General features: G+C 61.5%; 13 protein-coding genes. 7 read left to right on the forward strand and 6 right to left on the reverse strand.

Annotated features, from left to right (window positions below; all coding sequences use genetic code 11):
* Nucleotides 1-94: 94 nt before the first annotated feature.
* A complete protein-coding gene (locus C9422_RS27990; protein ID WP_116582910.1) occupies nt 95-2,218 on the reverse strand; it encodes a mechanosensitive ion channel family protein in 2,124 nt (707 codons plus the stop codon).
* Between the two features lie 353 nt (nt 2,219-2,571).
* On the opposite strand from C9422_RS27990, the gene C9422_RS27995 reads away from it, so the two are divergent.
* From C9422_RS27995 to C9422_RS28015, 5 genes are all read left to right on the forward strand, one after another.
* Nucleotides 2,572-3,783, forward strand: a complete 1,212-nt coding sequence (locus tag C9422_RS27995) for an MFS transporter (RefSeq protein ID WP_116582911.1) — start codon at nt 2,572-2,574, stop codon at nt 3,781-3,783.
* Nucleotides 3,784-3,893: 110 nt separating this feature from the next.
* Nucleotides 3,894-4,820: a DUF72 domain-containing protein gene (locus tag C9422_RS28000; protein WP_116582912.1), complete on the forward strand. Its 927-nt coding sequence runs from the start codon at nt 3,894-3,896 to the stop codon at nt 4,818-4,820.
* On the forward strand, nt 4,817-5,614 hold the full coding sequence (locus C9422_RS28005) for an endonuclease/exonuclease/phosphatase family protein (protein WP_116582913.1): 798 nt from the start codon (nt 4,817-4,819) through the stop codon (nt 5,612-5,614). The genes C9422_RS28000 and C9422_RS28005 overlap by 4 nt, the downstream gene beginning before the upstream one ends.
* Complete coding sequence (clsB, locus tag C9422_RS28010; RefSeq protein ID WP_116582914.1) at nt 5,611-6,903, forward strand: cardiolipin synthase ClsB; 1,293 nt, start codon at nt 5,611-5,613, stop codon at nt 6,901-6,903. Before C9422_RS28005 ends, clsB begins: the two co-directional genes overlap by 4 nt.
* On the forward strand, nt 6,890-7,876 hold the full coding sequence (locus C9422_RS28015; protein WP_116582915.1) for a lysylphosphatidylglycerol synthase domain-containing protein: 987 nt from the start codon (nt 6,890-6,892) through the stop codon (nt 7,874-7,876). The genes clsB and C9422_RS28015 overlap by 14 nt, the downstream gene beginning before the upstream one ends.
* A gap of 138 nt (nt 7,877-8,014) precedes the next feature.
* Here the strand turns inward: C9422_RS28015 and C9422_RS28020 are convergent, their stop codons facing one another.
* The 3 genes from C9422_RS28020 to C9422_RS28030 form a co-directional block, all read right to left on the reverse strand.
* On the reverse strand, nt 8,015-8,773 hold the full coding sequence (locus C9422_RS28020) for a S9 family peptidase (RefSeq protein ID WP_102701274.1): 759 nt from the start codon (nt 8,771-8,773) through the stop codon (nt 8,015-8,017).
* On the reverse strand, nt 8,763-9,872 hold the full coding sequence (locus C9422_RS28025) for a DUF3182 family protein (RefSeq protein WP_116582916.1): 1,110 nt from the start codon (nt 9,870-9,872) through the stop codon (nt 8,763-8,765). Before C9422_RS28025 ends, C9422_RS28020 begins: the two co-directional genes overlap by 11 nt.
* Nucleotides 9,873-10,174: 302 nt before the next feature.
* Nucleotides 10,175-11,167 (reverse strand): GlxA family transcriptional regulator, encoded by a 993-nt coding sequence (locus tag C9422_RS28030; RefSeq protein ID WP_116582917.1) that lies wholly within the window; start codon nt 11,165-11,167, stop codon nt 10,175-10,177.
* 100 nt (nt 11,168-11,267) lie between these two features.
* On the opposite strand from C9422_RS28030, the gene C9422_RS28035 reads away from it, so the two are divergent.
* Nucleotides 11,268-11,816, forward strand: a complete 549-nt coding sequence (locus C9422_RS28035; RefSeq protein WP_116582918.1) for a cysteine hydrolase family protein — start codon at nt 11,268-11,270, stop codon at nt 11,814-11,816.
* A 105-nt stretch (nt 11,817-11,921) separates the two neighbouring features.
* Here the strand turns inward: C9422_RS28035 and C9422_RS28040 are convergent, their stop codons facing one another.
* Entirely contained in the window at nt 11,922-12,437 is a 516-nt protein-coding gene (locus C9422_RS28040) for a single-stranded DNA-binding protein (RefSeq protein WP_007970128.1), read from the reverse strand.
* Between the two features lie 9 nt (nt 12,438-12,446).
* On the reverse strand, nt 12,447-13,844 hold the full coding sequence (locus C9422_RS28045; RefSeq protein ID WP_116582919.1) for an MFS transporter: 1,398 nt from the start codon (nt 13,842-13,844) through the stop codon (nt 12,447-12,449).
* Nucleotides 13,845-14,035: 191 nt separating this feature from the next.
* Here C9422_RS28045 and uvrA point away from each other — a divergent pair, with 191 nt between their 5' ends.
* Entirely contained in the window at nt 14,036-16,870 is a 2,835-nt protein-coding gene (uvrA, locus tag C9422_RS28050; protein ID WP_116582920.1) for an excinuclease ABC subunit UvrA, read from the forward strand.
* The last annotated feature ends 62 nt before the right edge of the window (nt 16,871-16,932 follow it).

Genomic DNA, 16,932 nt, shown 5'->3' on the forward strand with positions numbered 1-16,932 from the left:
CACAACAGAGATCACTGTGGGAGCGAGCTTGCTCCGGGCGGCGTTCCGACGATGGGGCCAGACCAGCCACTGAAAGCCTCAAGTACAAAACCGGCTATTGAGACCGCGGCCGATCCGGCATCAACACCGCCGCATGCTCCGGCTCAGCCTCCGGTGGCGCTTCAACCGGATGCCTCGGCACCAGCGCCTGCTGTGGATAAGTCTGCGCGAAGTTCACCCACGGGCAGTTATCCACAAGCTTTTTCAACCGCTGGTTAAAGGCCCGGCTCACCGCATATTGGCCACCGGACACCGTGCGGAATTGCGCCGTCAGCACCACACCGTTGAGGTCCATCCTGTCGACGCCAAACACATCCAGCGGCCCTTGCAGGTTGTAGCGCAGGAACGGGTCGTTGCTGATGGAATGCCCGGCCTCGCGGATCAGTTCGATGGCCTTGTCGACATCGGTGTCGTAGGTGAATTGCACCGAGAAAAACGCATAGGCGAATTGCCGCGACTGGTTGGTCACGGCCTTGATCTGCCCGAACGGTACCGAGTGCACGAAACCCTTGCCGTCGCGCAGGCGCAAGGTGCGGATGGTCAGGCCTTCGACCGTGCCGGCATGCCCGGAATCAAGCACCACCCAATCACCGATGGACAGGGTGTCCTCGATGATGATGAACAGCCCGGTGATCACATCCTGCACCAGTTGCTGGGAGCCGAAACCGATTGCCAGGCCGATGACCCCGGCACCGGCCAGGAATGGCGCGACGTTGATCCCCAGGTTGGCCATGGTGGTGATCGCGCAGATCACCACCAGGATGATTTTGATCGCGTTGCGCAGCAGCGGCAGGATGGTTTTCACCCGCGTACTCGGCTGGCGTGACGAGCGCTTGTTGGTCGGCGGTTTCAGGGCTTCCTGAATCGCCGTGTCGAGCACCACCCAGACCATCCAGGTCACCAGCAGGATCAAACCGATGTGGCTCAGGGAATCACTGATCGCCCGGCCCACGGCATTGCTCACCGCGAACTCGAACAGCGACACGCCCCAGATCCGCCCGAGGATATCGATGAACACAATGGCCATGCCGATGCGCAGCAAGGCGTGGGACAAGTTGAGAAAACGCTCCTTGTAGGCGCTGCTGCGGCGCAGGTCCGCTTCGCCGCGCGCCTTGAACAGATGGTGCAGCGTGGTGCTGAGAAACACCGTGGCAATCAGCAATACCGTGGTGAACAAGGCGCTGCGCAGTACCCTCTGGTTGTCCGCGCCAACGCCGATCAGGTTGATGATCGAGACCAGCACCATCAACAGGATCGGCCAATACCAGAGCCCGGAGAATATCCGCAGGGTCTCGCGCAATGCCGGCTGGCTTTGACGCTGGGCCAGCGGCAGGATGCGGATCACGTGAGCGACCGGGCGGCGCATGCGGATCACCAGCAAGCCGAAGGAAATCGATGCCGCCAAGCCAGTGAACACGGCAATGCTGCTGGTGAGATTGCTGCCCAGTTGATGGGCGATTTGCGGACTGGTCAGGGCATCGCTCAAGGCCACCAGAAAACCGATGCCGAACAATGGCCGGGCACTCTTCTCACGGAGAATCTGCACCGCTCGGCGCTTGTGGCCAGCATTGAACACCACCACCAGCGACAGCACCAAGGACGCGGAAAATATCCCCGCGCTTGTGGCATAAGCCAGGCACAACGCAAGCGCTCGACCGGCGGATATCGGCAAAAACTGGCTGGCATAAATCGTCAGGGGCAGGCTGGCTACCGCCGGAAGGGTATAGGGCAAGACATAACCGAGCAGGGCCTGGCCGCGTTCGCGGCTGAGCAGCAGGCGATGTTCGCACAGGCGTTTGGCCAACAGTCGCCCAAGCAGCCAAAGACAGGCAAACACGGCGGCCCACACGCAGGTCAGTATCAGGAAATCGCCAGCGACGCTCCAGGGCGAGCGGGCCGAAGGCTGATTGACCAGCTGATCCACTTCATCGGCCGCGCGGTCGGCACGCAGGCGCCAGGCGTCGAGCAGGTTTTCGTTGAGGTCAAGCTTGGTCTGGACCTCGTCGATGCTTGAACTGATGGCCCCCAGTAAGCCGCCTTGCACCAGCGGTTCGGGGTGGGCTGGCGGCGTCGCAGCGGTCGCGGCGGCCGGCAGCCCCGGTATCGCGGCGGCTTCCAGTTGCTCGCTACCCACAAACAGCAACGCCCCCAGCAGTATCGCGGTCTTGAGCCTGATCAAAACACCCGCTCCTTTGGCTGTGTCGGTAAGGAACTGATCGAAAAATGCCGGGCAAGTTCGGGCATTGGCTCTGGATAGCCGAATGGCGATACCCCATGTGGCGAGGGAGCTTGCTCCCGCTGGGGTGCGAAGCGCCCCCAAAACCTACCATTCGGAAACATCTGATACACCGCATGCAATGGGTTAACGACTGCTGCGCAGCCGAGCGGGAGCAAGCTCCCTCGCCACAGATTAACACCCGCTCTTGCGATCTTTGCGTCCAAGGCAAATATCAAATGTCCATCCCTATATTTTTCCTCACGAGCAAAATCCCGACACTGCGCTCCATCGAATCATCTTCCGGAGTTGCAGCCATGCCCATTGCCTTGCTCGCGCTGACCCTCAGCGCCTTTGCCATCGGGACGACCGAGTTCGTCATCGTTGGCCTGTTACCCACTATTGGCGCCGACCTCGGCGTCAGCCTGCCGTCCGCCGGCCTGCTGGTCAGCCTGTATGCCCTTGGCGTTGCCATCGGCGCCCCGGTACTGACCGCCCTCACCGGCAAGGTTCCGCGCAAGTTGCTGCTGTTGTCGTTGATGGTGCTGTTCACCCTCGGCAACCTGCTGGCGTGGCAAGCACCGGGCTACGAGTCGCTGATCCTCGCACGGATCGTCACCGGCCTGGCCCACGGGGTGTTTTTCTCGATCGGTTCGACCATCGCCACCAGTCTAGTGCCGAAGGAAAAAGCCGCCAGCGCGATTGCCATCATGTTCACCGGCCTCACCGTGGCGCTGGTCACTGGCGTGCCGCTGGGAACCTTCATCGGCCAGCATTTCGGCTGGCGCGAAACCTTCCTCGCCGTTTCGACCCTGGGCGTCATCGCCTTCATCGGCAGCCTGATCTACGTGCCGAAAAATATCGCCCACAGCAAGCCCGCGTCGTTCTTGCAGCAATTGCAGGTGCTCAAGCAACCGCGCCTGTTGCTGGTGTATGCGATGACGGCCATCGGCTACGGCGGCACGTTCACCGCCTTTACTTTCCTCGCGCCAATACTTCAGGACCTCTCCGGCTTCAGCGCCAGCGCCGTCAGCCTGGTGTTGCTGGTCTACGGCATCTCCGTGGCCGTGGGCAACATCTGGGGCGGCAAACTGGCGGACAAACGCGGTCCGATCAGCGCCTTGAAAATCATTTTTGCCCTACTCGCCGCCGTGTTGTTCGCGCTGACCTTCACGGCCGGCAATCCCTGGCTGGCGCTGGCCACCGTTCTGGTCTGGGGCGCCGTGGCATTCGGTAATGTGCCGGGATTGCAGGTGTACGTGGTGCGCCAGGCCGAACATCACACACCCCATGCCGTGGACGTGGCATCCGGCCTGAACATCGCCGCGTTCAACCTCGGCATTGCCGCTGGCGCCTGGGGCGGGGGCCTGATCGTCGCCCACATGGGGTTGATCCACACCGCGTGGATCGGTGGCCTGGTGGTGCTGGTGGCGCTGGCATTGACGGCGTGGAGTGGACGTCTTGATCGCCTTGGCCCGGTGTACGCCGAGCCGGCTGAGGGCTCCGCGCGCGTTATCGCTGGCCACTGATAAACCCTGGGTAGAGGTGTGTTCAAGACCTCTACCGTCCGTACCGACGCCGAAACTTTCACCGCCACCACGCAGTCACCCTAAGACAGGGCAGGCAGACCGGAGGCGACATGGCGGCGATTCATATCGGTATTTCAGGCTGGCGCTACACGCCCTGGCGGGGAGATTTCTACCCCCCGGGGCTGACCCAGAAACGCGAGTTGCAGTTCGCCTCGCGGGCGGTCAACAGCATCGAAATCAATGGATCGTTCTATGCCCTGCAGCGGCCCGAACGTTACGCTCAATGGTACGGCGAAACCCCGTTCGACTTCGTTTTCAGCGTCAAGGCCCCACGCTTCATCACCCATATCAAGCGTCTGCGGGATATCCACAAGCCGCTGGCGAACTTTTTTGCTTCCGGGGTTCTGGAGCTAAAGGAAAAACTCGGCCCGATCCTCTGGCAATTCCCGCCCAGTTTCAAGTTCGATGCCGAGTTGTTCGAATCCTTTCTCGACCAACTGCCCCATGATACCCAACAGGCTGCCGCCCTCGCCCGCCAGCACGATGCTCACGTCAACGGCCACGCCAGCCTCAAGGCTTACAAAAAGCAGCCCTTGCGTCATGCCGTGGAAATCCGCCATGAAAGCTTTGTCGATCCGCTGTTCGTGTGCTTGCTCAAGCGCTACAACACGGCCCTGGTCATCGCCGACACCGCAGGCAAATGGCCGTACCGCGAAGACATCACCAGCGACTTCGTCTACCTGCGCCTGCATGGTGCCGAGGCGCTCTACGCCAGCGGTTATACCCCACAAGCATTGAAACGCTGGGGCGAACGAATCGAAGCCTGGCATCACGGCCAACAACCGGCTGATCCACAATTGATCGCGCCCCGGCAGAAGCCAAAGGCACGCACATCCCGGGAAGTGTTCTGTTATTTCGACAACGACATCAAAGTCCGCGCCCCCTTCGACGCACGCCATTTACTGGAGCGTCTGCATCTGGATAAAAACCCCGCCACCGTCCCCGGCGAGCCTGCCGCCGAGGGTGTGTTGCCATGAGCATTCCCGAGCCGGTCGGTGTCACCGACGAACAAACGCCCATCAATACGACCGTTAGCCGTTTCACGGTGCTGACGGTCAACACCCATAAAGGTTTCACCGCGCTCAACCGGCGTTTCATCCTGCCGGAACTTCGTGAAGCGGTGCGCAGCGTATCTGCCGATGTGGTGTTTTTGCAGGAAGTCCACGGCACCCACGAGCACCACCCCAAGCGCTACACCAACTGGCCGGCGATGCCGCAATACGAGTTCCTCGCCGACACCCTGTGGCCGCAGTTCGCCTATGGCCGCAATGCGGTGTATCCGGCAGGTGATCACGGCAACGCGCTGTTGTCGAAATTCCAGATCATCCGCCACGACAATCTCGACGTGTCCATCAGCGGTCACGAAAACCGCGGGATCCTGCATTGTGTGTTGCGCCTGCCCGGCGACGGCCAGGAAGTGCATGCCATTTGCGTGCACCTGGGGCTGCGCGAAAGTCACCGCACGGCGCAACTGAAGCTGCTCGCCCAGCGCCTGGACGCCCTGCCTGCCGATGCCCCGGTGATCGTCGCCGGGGACTTCAATGACTGGCGTCAGCGCGCCGATGCGTTGCTCAAACCCTGCGGTCTGCGCGAAGCCTTCGCCGCGCACCACGGCAAACCGGCGCGCAGTTTCCCCGCGCGCCTGCCGGCACTGCGCCTGGACCGCATCTACCTGCGCAACCTCAAGGCCAGCCATCCGCAAGTGCTGACCAGTCGCCCCTGGTCGCACCTGTCCGACCACGTCCCGCTGTCGGTGGAGATCGAGTTATGAGCAGCCAGTCGATGGAAAAAACCACGCTGGATCACATCCCCGCTCCACCGATCCGCGAGCCGACAGCGGTCGACGTCGAATACGGCTGGCAAGGCAGCAATCGCGTCGAGTTGCTGGAAAACGGCGAGGCGTATTTTCCTCGGGTATTTGACGCCCTGCGCCAGGCTCAACGTGAAATCCTGCTGGAAACCTTCATTCTGTTCGAGGACAAGGTTGGCAATGAACTGCAACAGATCCTGATCGAAGCCGCTCAACGCGGCGTGCGCACCACCGTCAGCCTCGACGGCTTTGGCTGTGGCGAATTGAGTACCGGGTTCCTCACCGCACTGACCGCCGCCGGCGTGCACCTGCAAATGTTCGATCCTGCGCCGAAACGCCTGGGCATCCGTACCAACTGGTTCCGGCGCCTGCACCGCAAGATAGTGGTAGTGGACGGCAGCATTGCCTTCATCGGCGGGATCAACTTTTCTGCCGATCACCTTGCCGACTTTGGCCCCGAGGCCAAGCAGGACTATTCCGTGGAGGTGCAAGGCCCGGCAGTGGCCGACATCCATCACTTCGCTCTGCTGCAATGCGGTCGCCCGGCGCACGCCAAATACTGGTGGCAACGCCGTCGGCAGCGACGTTCGGAACTGGCCTTCAGCGATCACGATGGCCAGGTACGTCTGGTGTACCGCGACAACGGTGAACACCCGAGCGACATTGAAGAGGTTTACCGCCAGGTGTTGCGCCAGGCCAAGCGTCGGGTGGTGATCGCCAATGCCTACTTCTTTCCCGGCTTCCGCCTGCTGCGCGATATCCGCAACGCGGCCCGCCGGGGTGTGGATGTGCGGCTGATCCTGCAAGGGCAACCGGACATGCTGGTGGCCAAACTCGCCGCACGCATGACCTACGATTACCTGCTCAGGTCCGGAGTGAAGATCTACGAATATTGCGACCGCCCGCTGCATGGCAAGGTCGCATTGGTGGATGAAGACTGGAGCACCGTCGGCTCCAGCAACCTCGACCCGTTGAGCCTGTCGATGAATCTGGAAGCCAACGTGCTGATCCGCGACCGTGGCTTCAATCGAGTTCTGTTCGATCGCCTGGAAGACCTCAGCGACAACCATTGCAAGGCCATGTCTCGCGACATCGCGCCGCGCGGGCGTGTCTGGCACATGACCATAGGTTTTCTGGTGTTTCACTTCCTGCGGCATTTCCCGGCTTGGGCCGGTTGGTTGCCGGCGCACAAACCTCGCCTGAAACCCATCCCCCCTCCGACCGGGAGCGCTGACCATGAACCGCGCTGAGCCCCACATGGCAACTGACGCCAAAAGCCCGGGCAAGTCGCACTGGAGCCGCTGGAAGCGACCGCTGACGATGCTGTTTTTCCTGATGCTGATCGTGTTGTTCACGATGCTCGCCCAGCGCCTCGAGTGGAACGAGGTGTTCGATAACCTGGCCGATTTCAAGGTGCGCACGCTGATCATTGCGTCGGGGCTGACCCTGGTGAGCTTTCTGGTATACGCCTGCTTCGACCTGATCGGCCGCACCTACATCCGCCAGAACCTGACGTGGAAGCAGATACTGCCCGTGGGGATCATCAGCTATGCCTTCAACCTGAACCTGAGCGCCTGGGTCGGCGGCATCGCCATGCGCTACCGGTTGTATTCGCGGCTCGGGGTCAGCAAGAGCAACATCGCGAAGATCCTTGGCCTGAGCCTGGCGACCAACTGGTTCGGCTACATGGTCATTGCCGGCGCTGTGTTCAGCAGCGGGCTGGTGCGCATGCCGCCGGGCTGGAAGCTCAGCAGCAGTGCGCTGCAAGGCGTAGGGGTCTTGTTGTTGCTGCTGAGCGCCGGCTACCTGGCGGCATGCCGCTTTGCCAAACGTCGGGAGTGGGCGATTCGCGGCATCGAAATCGACCTCCCGTCCCTGCGCATGGCAGTGCTGCAACTGGCCCTCGGGGCGCTGAACTGGTCGCTGATGGCGGCGGTGATCTTCACCTTGCTGCCGAGCAAACTGGACTATCCACTGGTGCTGGGCGTGCTGTTGATCAGCGCCATCGCCGGGGTCATCACCCACATCCCGGCCGGGCTCGGCGTGCTCGAGGCGGTGTTCGTGGCGCTGCTGCAACACGAGGTTTCGCGGGGCAGCCTGGTGGCGGGGCTGCTGGCCTATCGGGCGATTTATTTCATCCTGCCGTTGTTGATTACCCTGGTGATGTACCTGTTGGTGGAGGCCAAGGCCAAGTCGTTACGAATCTCAAGGAAACCCAAGTGATCTGTGGTGTCTGCTAGTCCGCCATCGCGGGCAAGCCCGCTCCCACAGGGTCTGCTGGTGGATGCAGATTCTATGTACACCCTCGATCCCTGTGGGAGCGGGCTTGCCCGCGATGAGGCCCGCAAGAACATCCCGATATCAGGACGATTGAATAATGCTCAACCGCTCCCCGACCACCATCTCGGTGATCCAGTCGACGAGGATCGAGGTGTAGGCCTGTTGGGAAACCGGGTCGCTCAAGGCGTGGTCGGCGCCGTCGATGATGCGGTGGGTCATTGAGTGCGTCTGCTGGCAGGCCGCCCGGTAGCTCATGATCGTCGCGTGGGGCACATAGTCGTCGGTCTCGGACTGCACCAGCAGGACATCCCCACGGAATTGCGAGCAGGCATGCAAGGCCCGGTTGCCGTCGGCCCGCACCAGGGTGCCTCGGTAATCACGCAGATCCAGCTTGTCCAGGTCGCGTTTCGGCGTGTGCCACTGCTCGTCGCGGTACAGCGCCGGCACCCGCAGCGCCAGCCAGCGCACCGGCCGCAGCGAAGTCAGAATCGAGGCCAGATAACCCCCATAACTGGTGCCGACCACGGCAATCGCCGAAGTATCGAGGGCCGGGTGCGCGAGCAAGCGGTCATAGGCTGCCAGCAGGTCGCGCAGATTGTCCTCCCGGGTCACCCGGGACAAGGGAATGCCGGTGCCGCCGGTGTGCCCGCGCAGGTCGAAGGTCAGGCATACACAACCCAAACCGGCGATGCCTTTGGCGCGTTCCAGGTCCCGCTCCTGACTGCCACCCCAACCGTGCACGAAGAGTACGCCGGGGACTTTCGATTTGGGGCTCAGGAAAGTCCCGCTCATCTGTTCGTTATCGATGTCGATCTGAATGGATTCGCTTCTAGCCGTCATAGGATTTAACCGTTACGTACTTGAGAAGAAAGTCACTGCTTTGCGCCGGCCCGCGATACACCTCGATGGCATCTGCCGGCAGCGGCTGATCGATGTAGGTTTCCACCGAAGACACACGAATCGCGCGCATCCCCGGATGGTTGACGAAACGCTGCAAAGCCGCCACCTCGGCACTGCTCGCACCGCCCATGCGCCAGGATTGTTCGAGCACACCGCTACGCTGTTTGCCGCCGCTATCAATGCCCTGAGCGATGTCGTAGTTGCGCCGTGACGCATAGAAACGCGGATAGGCTTCATCCGCGGCGCTGTCGAACACCTGCGCCTGCTTGATAGCCATGCGCACGTCATCGGCCAGGTCCAGCTTCAGTAAATCGTCATAACTGCCCTGCACCACCAACAGGTTCGAGCCGCCATACACTTCCTCGCCCTCGGCGTCCTTGGTCAAGTATTGATCACCGCAGTAACTCAGCACCTTGTCACCGATGAAACTCTGGCCGACGCTGTGGGTAATCACCTGATCAAGATCCTGTTCCAGCACCACGCCTTCGGTGAAGGTCGCGTCAGCCTCGGGCCTGGCCAGGATTTCATCGAACTCGTCGAGGTTCTGGATCACTTCCTGACCACGTCCGGCGCAAGCGTGTATCGGCTTCAGGCGGATCGGCCCGGTGTACAACAGATGTTCCGCCGCCGGGCGAGCATCCTTCAGGCAGAACACGCTGAGACCGTCGAGTACGACGCTGCGTACCCGCTGGGAAAACAAGGGAGCCCAGCCTGGCGGCGCATGGGCATGGTGGTTGAGCAGCCCATGACTGATGGCTTTGGTGCAGATGAAATCATGGTCGACATACCCCCCCCACAAATCCTCCGGTCCCTTGACCCCCAGTTGCCGGGCAGCCTCAGCGCCCACCAGCGTCTGGGTCGGCAACAGGTAGAGGTCGCGACCGTCGTGCAATTGCGGATCGTAGCTGCCGCCGTACTTGAGTCCCATTATCTGCGCCAGCCAGCGCGCCAGCGCGCGGTTGGTCTCGACTTCGTGCAGCGGCGCGTCGGCGCGTACCGAATGGGCAACCACCAGTTTCTTGCGGTTTGTTGGGGTCATGCATCCCCCTTCAATCGACGCTTGATGAATGTAGTTGAAGGGGGTGCAGGGATCAGGCCAAAGCCCGTTACGCAAAGAGGGGTTTTAAATCAGCCCGTTGCGTAGAAAGTGATGGCATGGGGCCTGTTTTATTCTGCACGACGCCCTTTGATACTCCGGCATTTTGCACGACTCCAGCCCACACACCCGACCCTGTGGGAGCGAGCTTGCTCGCGATAGCGGTGTTCCAGACACATCAATGTTGAATGTCATGCCCTCATCGCGAGCAAGCTCGCTCCCACAGGAGATCGGGTGTGATGTGACTACCGTGCAACCGATCCAGGGCTCACCCCGAACCGCATCCGATAATCACTCGGCGCCAGCCCGGTGATTTTCTTGAATGTCGCGCGAAACGCGCCGGGGTCCTGATAACCCACGGTCCAGGCAATATGGTCGATGGTGCCGTTGGTGAACTCGAGCATTTCCCGGGCCTTGCCGACTCGTAGATGCTGACAGTATTCGGTGGGTTTGAGGCCGGTGGCCGAACGGAAACGTCGCAGGAAGGTGCGCTCTTCCAGCCCTGCCTTTTCGGCCATCGCCGTCAGCGATACATCGGTCGCCCCGGTGCTTTGCAGCCAGTGTTGCACCTTGAGGATCGCCGCATCGCCATGACTGAGGATCGGCGCAAAATTGCTGCCGCACTCGCTGGCGCTGTCGCTGTGTTCCACCACCAGAAAACGCGCGGTACCTGTGGCAATGCTCGGTCCCAGCAACCGGTTGACCAGGCGCAAACCCAGTTCCGACCACGCCATCAGTCCGGCGGTGGTGATCAGGTCGCCGTCATCGACAATCGGTGTATCGGCCTTGAGTCGTATCGCCGGATAACGTTCGGCAAAACTCTTGGCCGAGGTCCAGTGGGTGGTGGCGCTGCGACCGTCGAGCAGACCGCTTTCAGCCAACAGGATCGAGCCCACGCAAACCCCGCCCAGTGTCGCGCCGCTGGCATGTTGCTCGCGCAACCAGCGGATCAAGCCCTGTGGCGCCTGGCCCTCGGAAAAACCGGCAATCGATGGCGGGATCAACACGGCCACCAAGGCACGCTGCGGGCCGGGAAGGCTGTCGAAGACCCGGACCGGCGGCTGATCACCCTCGACCTGCCAATGGCTGACCCGCAGCAGCGGCAACTGTGCAGACTGATGTTCAGCAGCGATCCGGTTCGCCACCCCGAACAAGTCCGTCAAGCCATGCACCGCCGCCATCTGCGCGCCGGGATAGATCAGCACACCGAGTTCGGCGATTGCCCTTTCTGCGTCCATTGTCAGTTTTCCCCCTCTTATTGTCGGTGCGGCCAATCCCCGGACCGCCTGCCAGCGCCAATACTTCATTCCACACCAAACACACTTCGAGGAAACAGTCATGGCCAAGCAAGCGCTCATCGTAGTCGATATCCAGAACGACTACTTCCCCCAAGGCAAGTGGCCACTGGTCGACGCCGATGCCGCCGCCGACAACGCCGTCCGCCTGATCAAGGCCTTCCGTGATGCCGGTGATCCGGTGGTGCACATCCGCCACGAATTCACCTCCGCAGAGGCGCCGTTCTTCACCCCGAACTCCGAAGGCGCGAAGCTGCACCCCAAAGTGATCAACCGCGCTGACGAACCGGTGGTGCTCAAGCACTTCGTCAACTCGTTCCGCGAAACCGAGCTGAAATCGATCCTCGACGAGCAAGGCATCAAGGAACTGGTGATCGTGGGTAGCATGAGCCACATGTGCGTCGACGGCATCACCCGTGCGGCGGCTGACTTCGGCTACACGGTGACCGTGATCCACGACGCCTGCGCTACCCGTGACCTGGAATTCAATGGCGTGTCGGTCCCGGCGGCCCAGGTTCATGCGGCGTTCATGGCGGCCCTGGCATTTGCCTATGCCAGTGTGGTGTCGGCCGACGAGTTCCTCGCGGCCTGAGTCTGCAGTTAACTTTCACCGCCCATAAAAAAACCCGCACTTCAGACCGAAGTGCGGGTTTTGTTTTGTCAGCTTGCTGCTTGTAGCTTGAGGCTTGCAGCTGCTTTAGAACGGAATATCGTCATCAAAGCTGTCGAAATCCGGAGCCGGTTGCGGAGCGGCCTGTTGAGGGGCCGGACGCTGTGGCTGCTGTTGCGGAGCAGGACGTGGAGCCTGCTGGCGCGGAGCGGATTGCTGGTAGTTGTTACCGCCGCCCTGGCCCTGCTGGTCGCCCTGTGGACGGCCGCCCAGCAGTTGCATGGTGCCTTGCATGTCGACCACGATTTCGGTGGTGTAACGCTTGATACCGTCTTTTTCCCACTCACGGGTCTGCAGCTTGCCTTCGATGTACACCTGTGAACCTTTACGCAGGTATTCGCCGGCGATTTCTGCAACCTTGCCGAACATCGATACACGGTGCCATTCGGTCTTTTCGACTTTCTGACCGGTTTGCTTGTCGGTCCACTGTTCGCTGGTCGCCAGACTCAGGTTGGTCACGGCGTTACCGTTAGGCAAGTAGCGAACTTCGGGATCCTGGCCGCAAGTGCCGACCAATATGACTTTGTTAACCCCACGGGCCATAACGTTCTCCTAGGCTACGCACGCTGCCCCGGCCGGGTTGTTCACCAGGCGCTCAAGGGTGGTGCGATCCAATAGTTCGGTGTCCAGTTTGATGTAAATCGCCGCCTCTTCCGCGACGATGACTGCATCTGTTACCCCTACGACCGCCTTCAGGCGCTCGACCAGACCCGCTTCGCGGATCGCCTCGGGCGACAACGGCAAGCGCAGGCTTGTGACGTAGGGAGGTTCGCGCATGGTAACAGCAAAGGCCAGCCAGAGGGCAGCGAGAGCGGCGCATCCGAGGAACACAACCGACAGACCGCCATGCTGGAACAGCCAGCCACCGAGGATTCCCCCCAGTGCCGAGCCGAGGAACTGGCTGGTGGAATAAACCCCCATCGCCGTGCCCTTGCCGCCTGCCGGTGAAACCTTGCTGATCAGCGACGGCAGTGAAGCTTCCAGCAGATTGAACGCGGTGAAGAACACCACCGTACCGATCACCAGAGACCGCAAGCTGTCGCCGAACTGCCAGAAGAATAGCTCAGTGAGCATCAACGTCACGACGGCGCCGAGTAAAACTCGTTTCATTTTGCGTTTCTTCTCGCCGTAGATAATGAACGGGATCATGGCGAAGAAAGAAATCAGCAGCGCGGTCAGGTACACCCACCAGTGCTGCTCTTTGGGCAACCCGGCTTTTTCGACCAGCGCCAGGGGCAAGGCGACGAAGCTGGACATCAACATTGCGTGCAAGACAAAAATGCCCAGGTCCAGGCGCAGCAGGTCGGGATGCTTGAGGGTCGGCATCAATGCCTGGCGCGCGACTCCGGACTCACGGTGCTGCAACGGGCCGGTGGAGCGCGGCACCATGAACATCACGATCACGATGCCGAACAGCGCCATGCCGCCGGTGGCCAGGAACAACCCGGACAACCCGAACGCGCGGGTCAGCAGCGGGCCGACGACCATGGCCACCGCAAACGACAGGCCGATGGTCATGCCGATCATGGCCATGGCCTTGGTCCTGTGCTGCTCGCGGGTCAGGTCGGACAGCAAGGCCATGACCGCAGCGGAAATCGCCCCGGCACCCTGCAGGATTCGCCCGGCGATCACGCCCCAGATCGAATCGGCATTGGCGGCCAGCAGGCTGCCGAGGGCAAAGACGATCAAGCCCAGGTAAATCACCGGGCGACGGCCGATGCGGTCGGAAATGAAACCGAACGGAATCTGGAAGACCGCCTGGGTCAGGCCATAAGCGCCAATCGCCAGGCCGATCAGGGCCGGAGTGGCACCGGCCAGATCCATCCCATAGGTCGCCAGTACCGGCAACACCATGAACATGCCAAGCATACGGAAGGCGAACACCAGGGCCAGACCGCTTGCCGCGCGGGTCTCGCTACCACTCATGCGCTCGCTGTGGGGATCGTGCATGGAAAAACCTCATGTGAACCGGCGGCGATTCTACCAGTCCCATCGATTGGCGGGGTATATCGCGACGCTTTGACGCGCATTGCTGACACACTCTTCATGTAAGACAGTAACCCTCTCGTTTGATAGTGTGCATCCATCCAGTATTTGGCCGTATACTCCTACGTTTTCGACGCCCGCCGAGCGAGGCCACCTTGGACAAGATCCTGATTCGTGGGGCTCGAACCCACAACCTGAAGAACATCGACCTGACCCTGCCACGGGACAAGCTGATCGTCATCACCGGCCTGTCCGGCTCCGGCAAGTCGTCGCTGGCTTTCGACACCCTTTACGCCGAAGGCCAGCGCCGCTACGTCGAATCGCTGTCGGCTTATGCCCGGCAGTTCCTGTCGATGATGGAAAAGCCTGACGTCGATACCATCGAAGGCCTGTCGCCGGCGATCTCCATCGAACAGAAGTCCACCTCGCACAACCCGCGTTCGACGGTCGGCACCATTACCGAAATCTACGACTACCTGCGCCTGCTGTATGCTCGCGTGGGTATTCCCCGTTGCCCGGACCACGACATTCCGCTGGAAGCGCAGACCGTCAGCCAGATGGTCGACCTGGTCCTCGCCGAACCGGAGGGCAGCAAACTGATGCTGTTGGCCCCGGTCATCCGCGAGCGCAAAGGCGAGCACCTGTCGGTTTTCGAAGAACTGCGCGCCCAGGGGTTCGTCCGTGCCCGGATCAACGGAAAGCTCTATGAGCTGGACGAAGCACCCAAGCTCGACAAGCAGAAAAAACACACCATTGATGTCGTGGTCGACCGTTTCAAGGTTCGCGCCGACCTGCAACAACGCCTGGCCGAATCCTTCGAAACCGCGCTGAAACTGGCGGACGGCATCGCCCTGGTAGCGCCGATGGACGACGAGCCGGGTGAGGAGATGATCTTCTCCGCACGCTTCGCCTGTCCGATCTGCGGCCACGCGATCAGTGAGCTGGAACCCAAGCTGTTCTCCTTCAACAACCCGGCCGGCGCCTGCCCGACCTGTGACGGTCTGGGGGTAAAGCAATTCTTCGACATCAAGCGTCTGGTCAACGGCGAACTGACCCTGGCCGAAGGGGCGATTCGTGGCTGGGACCGGCGCAACGTCTATTACTTCCAGATGCTCGGCTCGCTGGCCGCGCACTACAAGTTCAGCCTGGAAGTGCCGTTCAACGAACTGCCCGCCGACCAACAGAAATTCATCCTGCACGGCAGCGGTTCGCAAAACGTCGACTTCAAATACCTGAACGACCGTGGCGACATCGTCAAACGCTCGCACCCGTTCGAAGGCATCGTGCCGAACCTGGAGCGCCGTTACCGCGAAACCGAATCGGCATCGGTGCGCGAGGAGCTGGCCAAGTTCCTCAGTACCCAGTCATGCCCGGACTGCCGCGGCACCCGCCTGCGCCGCGAGGCGCGGCACGTGTGGGTCGGCGAGAAAACCCTGCCGGCGGTGACCAACCTGCCGATCGGCGATGCGTCCGATTATTTTGGCGGGCTCAAGCTGACCGGTCGTCGTGGCGAAATTGCCGACAAGATCCTCAAGGAAATCCGCGAACGCCTGCAATTTCTGGTCAACGTCGGCCTCGACTACCTGTCGCTGGACCGCAGTGCCGACACCCTGTCCGGTGGCGAGGCCCAGCGCATTCGCCTGGCCAGCCAGATTGGCGCCGGCCTGGTGGGTGTCCTGTACATCCTCGACGAACCTTCCATCGGCCTGCATCAGCGCGATAACGACCGGCTGCTGGGCACCCTCAAGCACCTGCGCGATATCGGTAACACGGTGATCGTGGTCGAGCACGACGAAGACGCCATTCGCCTGGCCGACTACGTGGTGGACATCGGCCCGGGCGCCGGCGTGCACGGCGGGCATATCGTCGCCGAAGGCACACCGGCCGAGGTCATGGCGCATCCGGACTCGCTGACGGGCAAATACCTGTCGGGCCGGGTGAAAATCGAAGTCCCGGCCAAACGTACGCCGCGCAACAAGAAGCTGACGCTGTCGCTCAAGGGCGCGCGCGGCAACAACCTGCGCAATGTCGACCTGGAGATTCCGATCGGCCTGCTGACCTGTGTGACCGGCGTATCCGGCTCCGGTAAATCGACGCTGATCAACAACACGCTGTTCCCGTTGAGCGCCACCGCGCTGAACGGCGCAACGACGCTTGAGGCGGCCGCCCACGACAGCATCAAGGGCCTGGAACACCTGGACAAGGTCGTCGACATCGACCAGAGCCCGATCGGCCGTACGCCACGCTCCAACCCGGCGACCTATACCGGACTGTTCACGCCGATCCGCGAGCTGTTCGCCGGTGTGCCGGAGTCCCGCTCCCGGGGCTACGGCCCGGGGCGTTTCTCCTTCAACGTCAAGGGCGGGCGTTGTGAAGCCTGCCAGGGCGACGGTCTGATCAAGGTCGAGATGCACTTCCTGCCGGACATCTACGTGCCGTGCGACGTGTGCAAGAGCAAGCGCTACAACCGCGAAACCCTGGAGATCAAGTACAAGGGCAAGAGCATCCACGAGACCCTCGAGATGACCATCGAGGAAGCGCGGGAGTTCTTCGATGCCGTACCGGCCCTGGCGCGCAAGCTGCAAACGTTGATGGACGTCGGCCTGTCGTACATCAAGCTGGGGCAATCGGCGACCACACTCTCCGGAGGTGAGGCGCAGCGGGTGAAACTGTCCCGCGAATTGTCCAAGCGTGATACCGGCAAGACCCTGTACATCCTAGATGAACCGACCACCGGGCTGCACTTCGCGGACATTCAGCAACTGCTGGACGTGCTGCATCGCCTGCGTGACCACGGCAACACCGTGGTGGTCATCGAGCACAACCTGGACGTGATCAAGACCGCCGACTGGCTGGTGGACCTCGGTCCGGAGGGTGGTTCCAAGGGCGGGCAGATCATCGCCGTCGGTACACCGGAGGAAGTGTCAGAGCTGAAGCAGTCTCACACCGGCTACTACCTCAAACCGCTGCTGGAGCGTGACCGGGCTTAACCGGGCGCCATGAAAAAGCCCCTGTCACTTCATCGGTGACAGGGGCTTTTTTGTATTCACTG

The sequence above is a fragment of the Pseudomonas sp. B1(2018) genome, from assembly GCF_003097365.1.
In the GTDB taxonomy this organism is placed as follows: Bacteria; Pseudomonadota; Gammaproteobacteria; order Pseudomonadales; family Pseudomonadaceae; genus Aquipseudomonas; species Aquipseudomonas laurylsulfatiphila.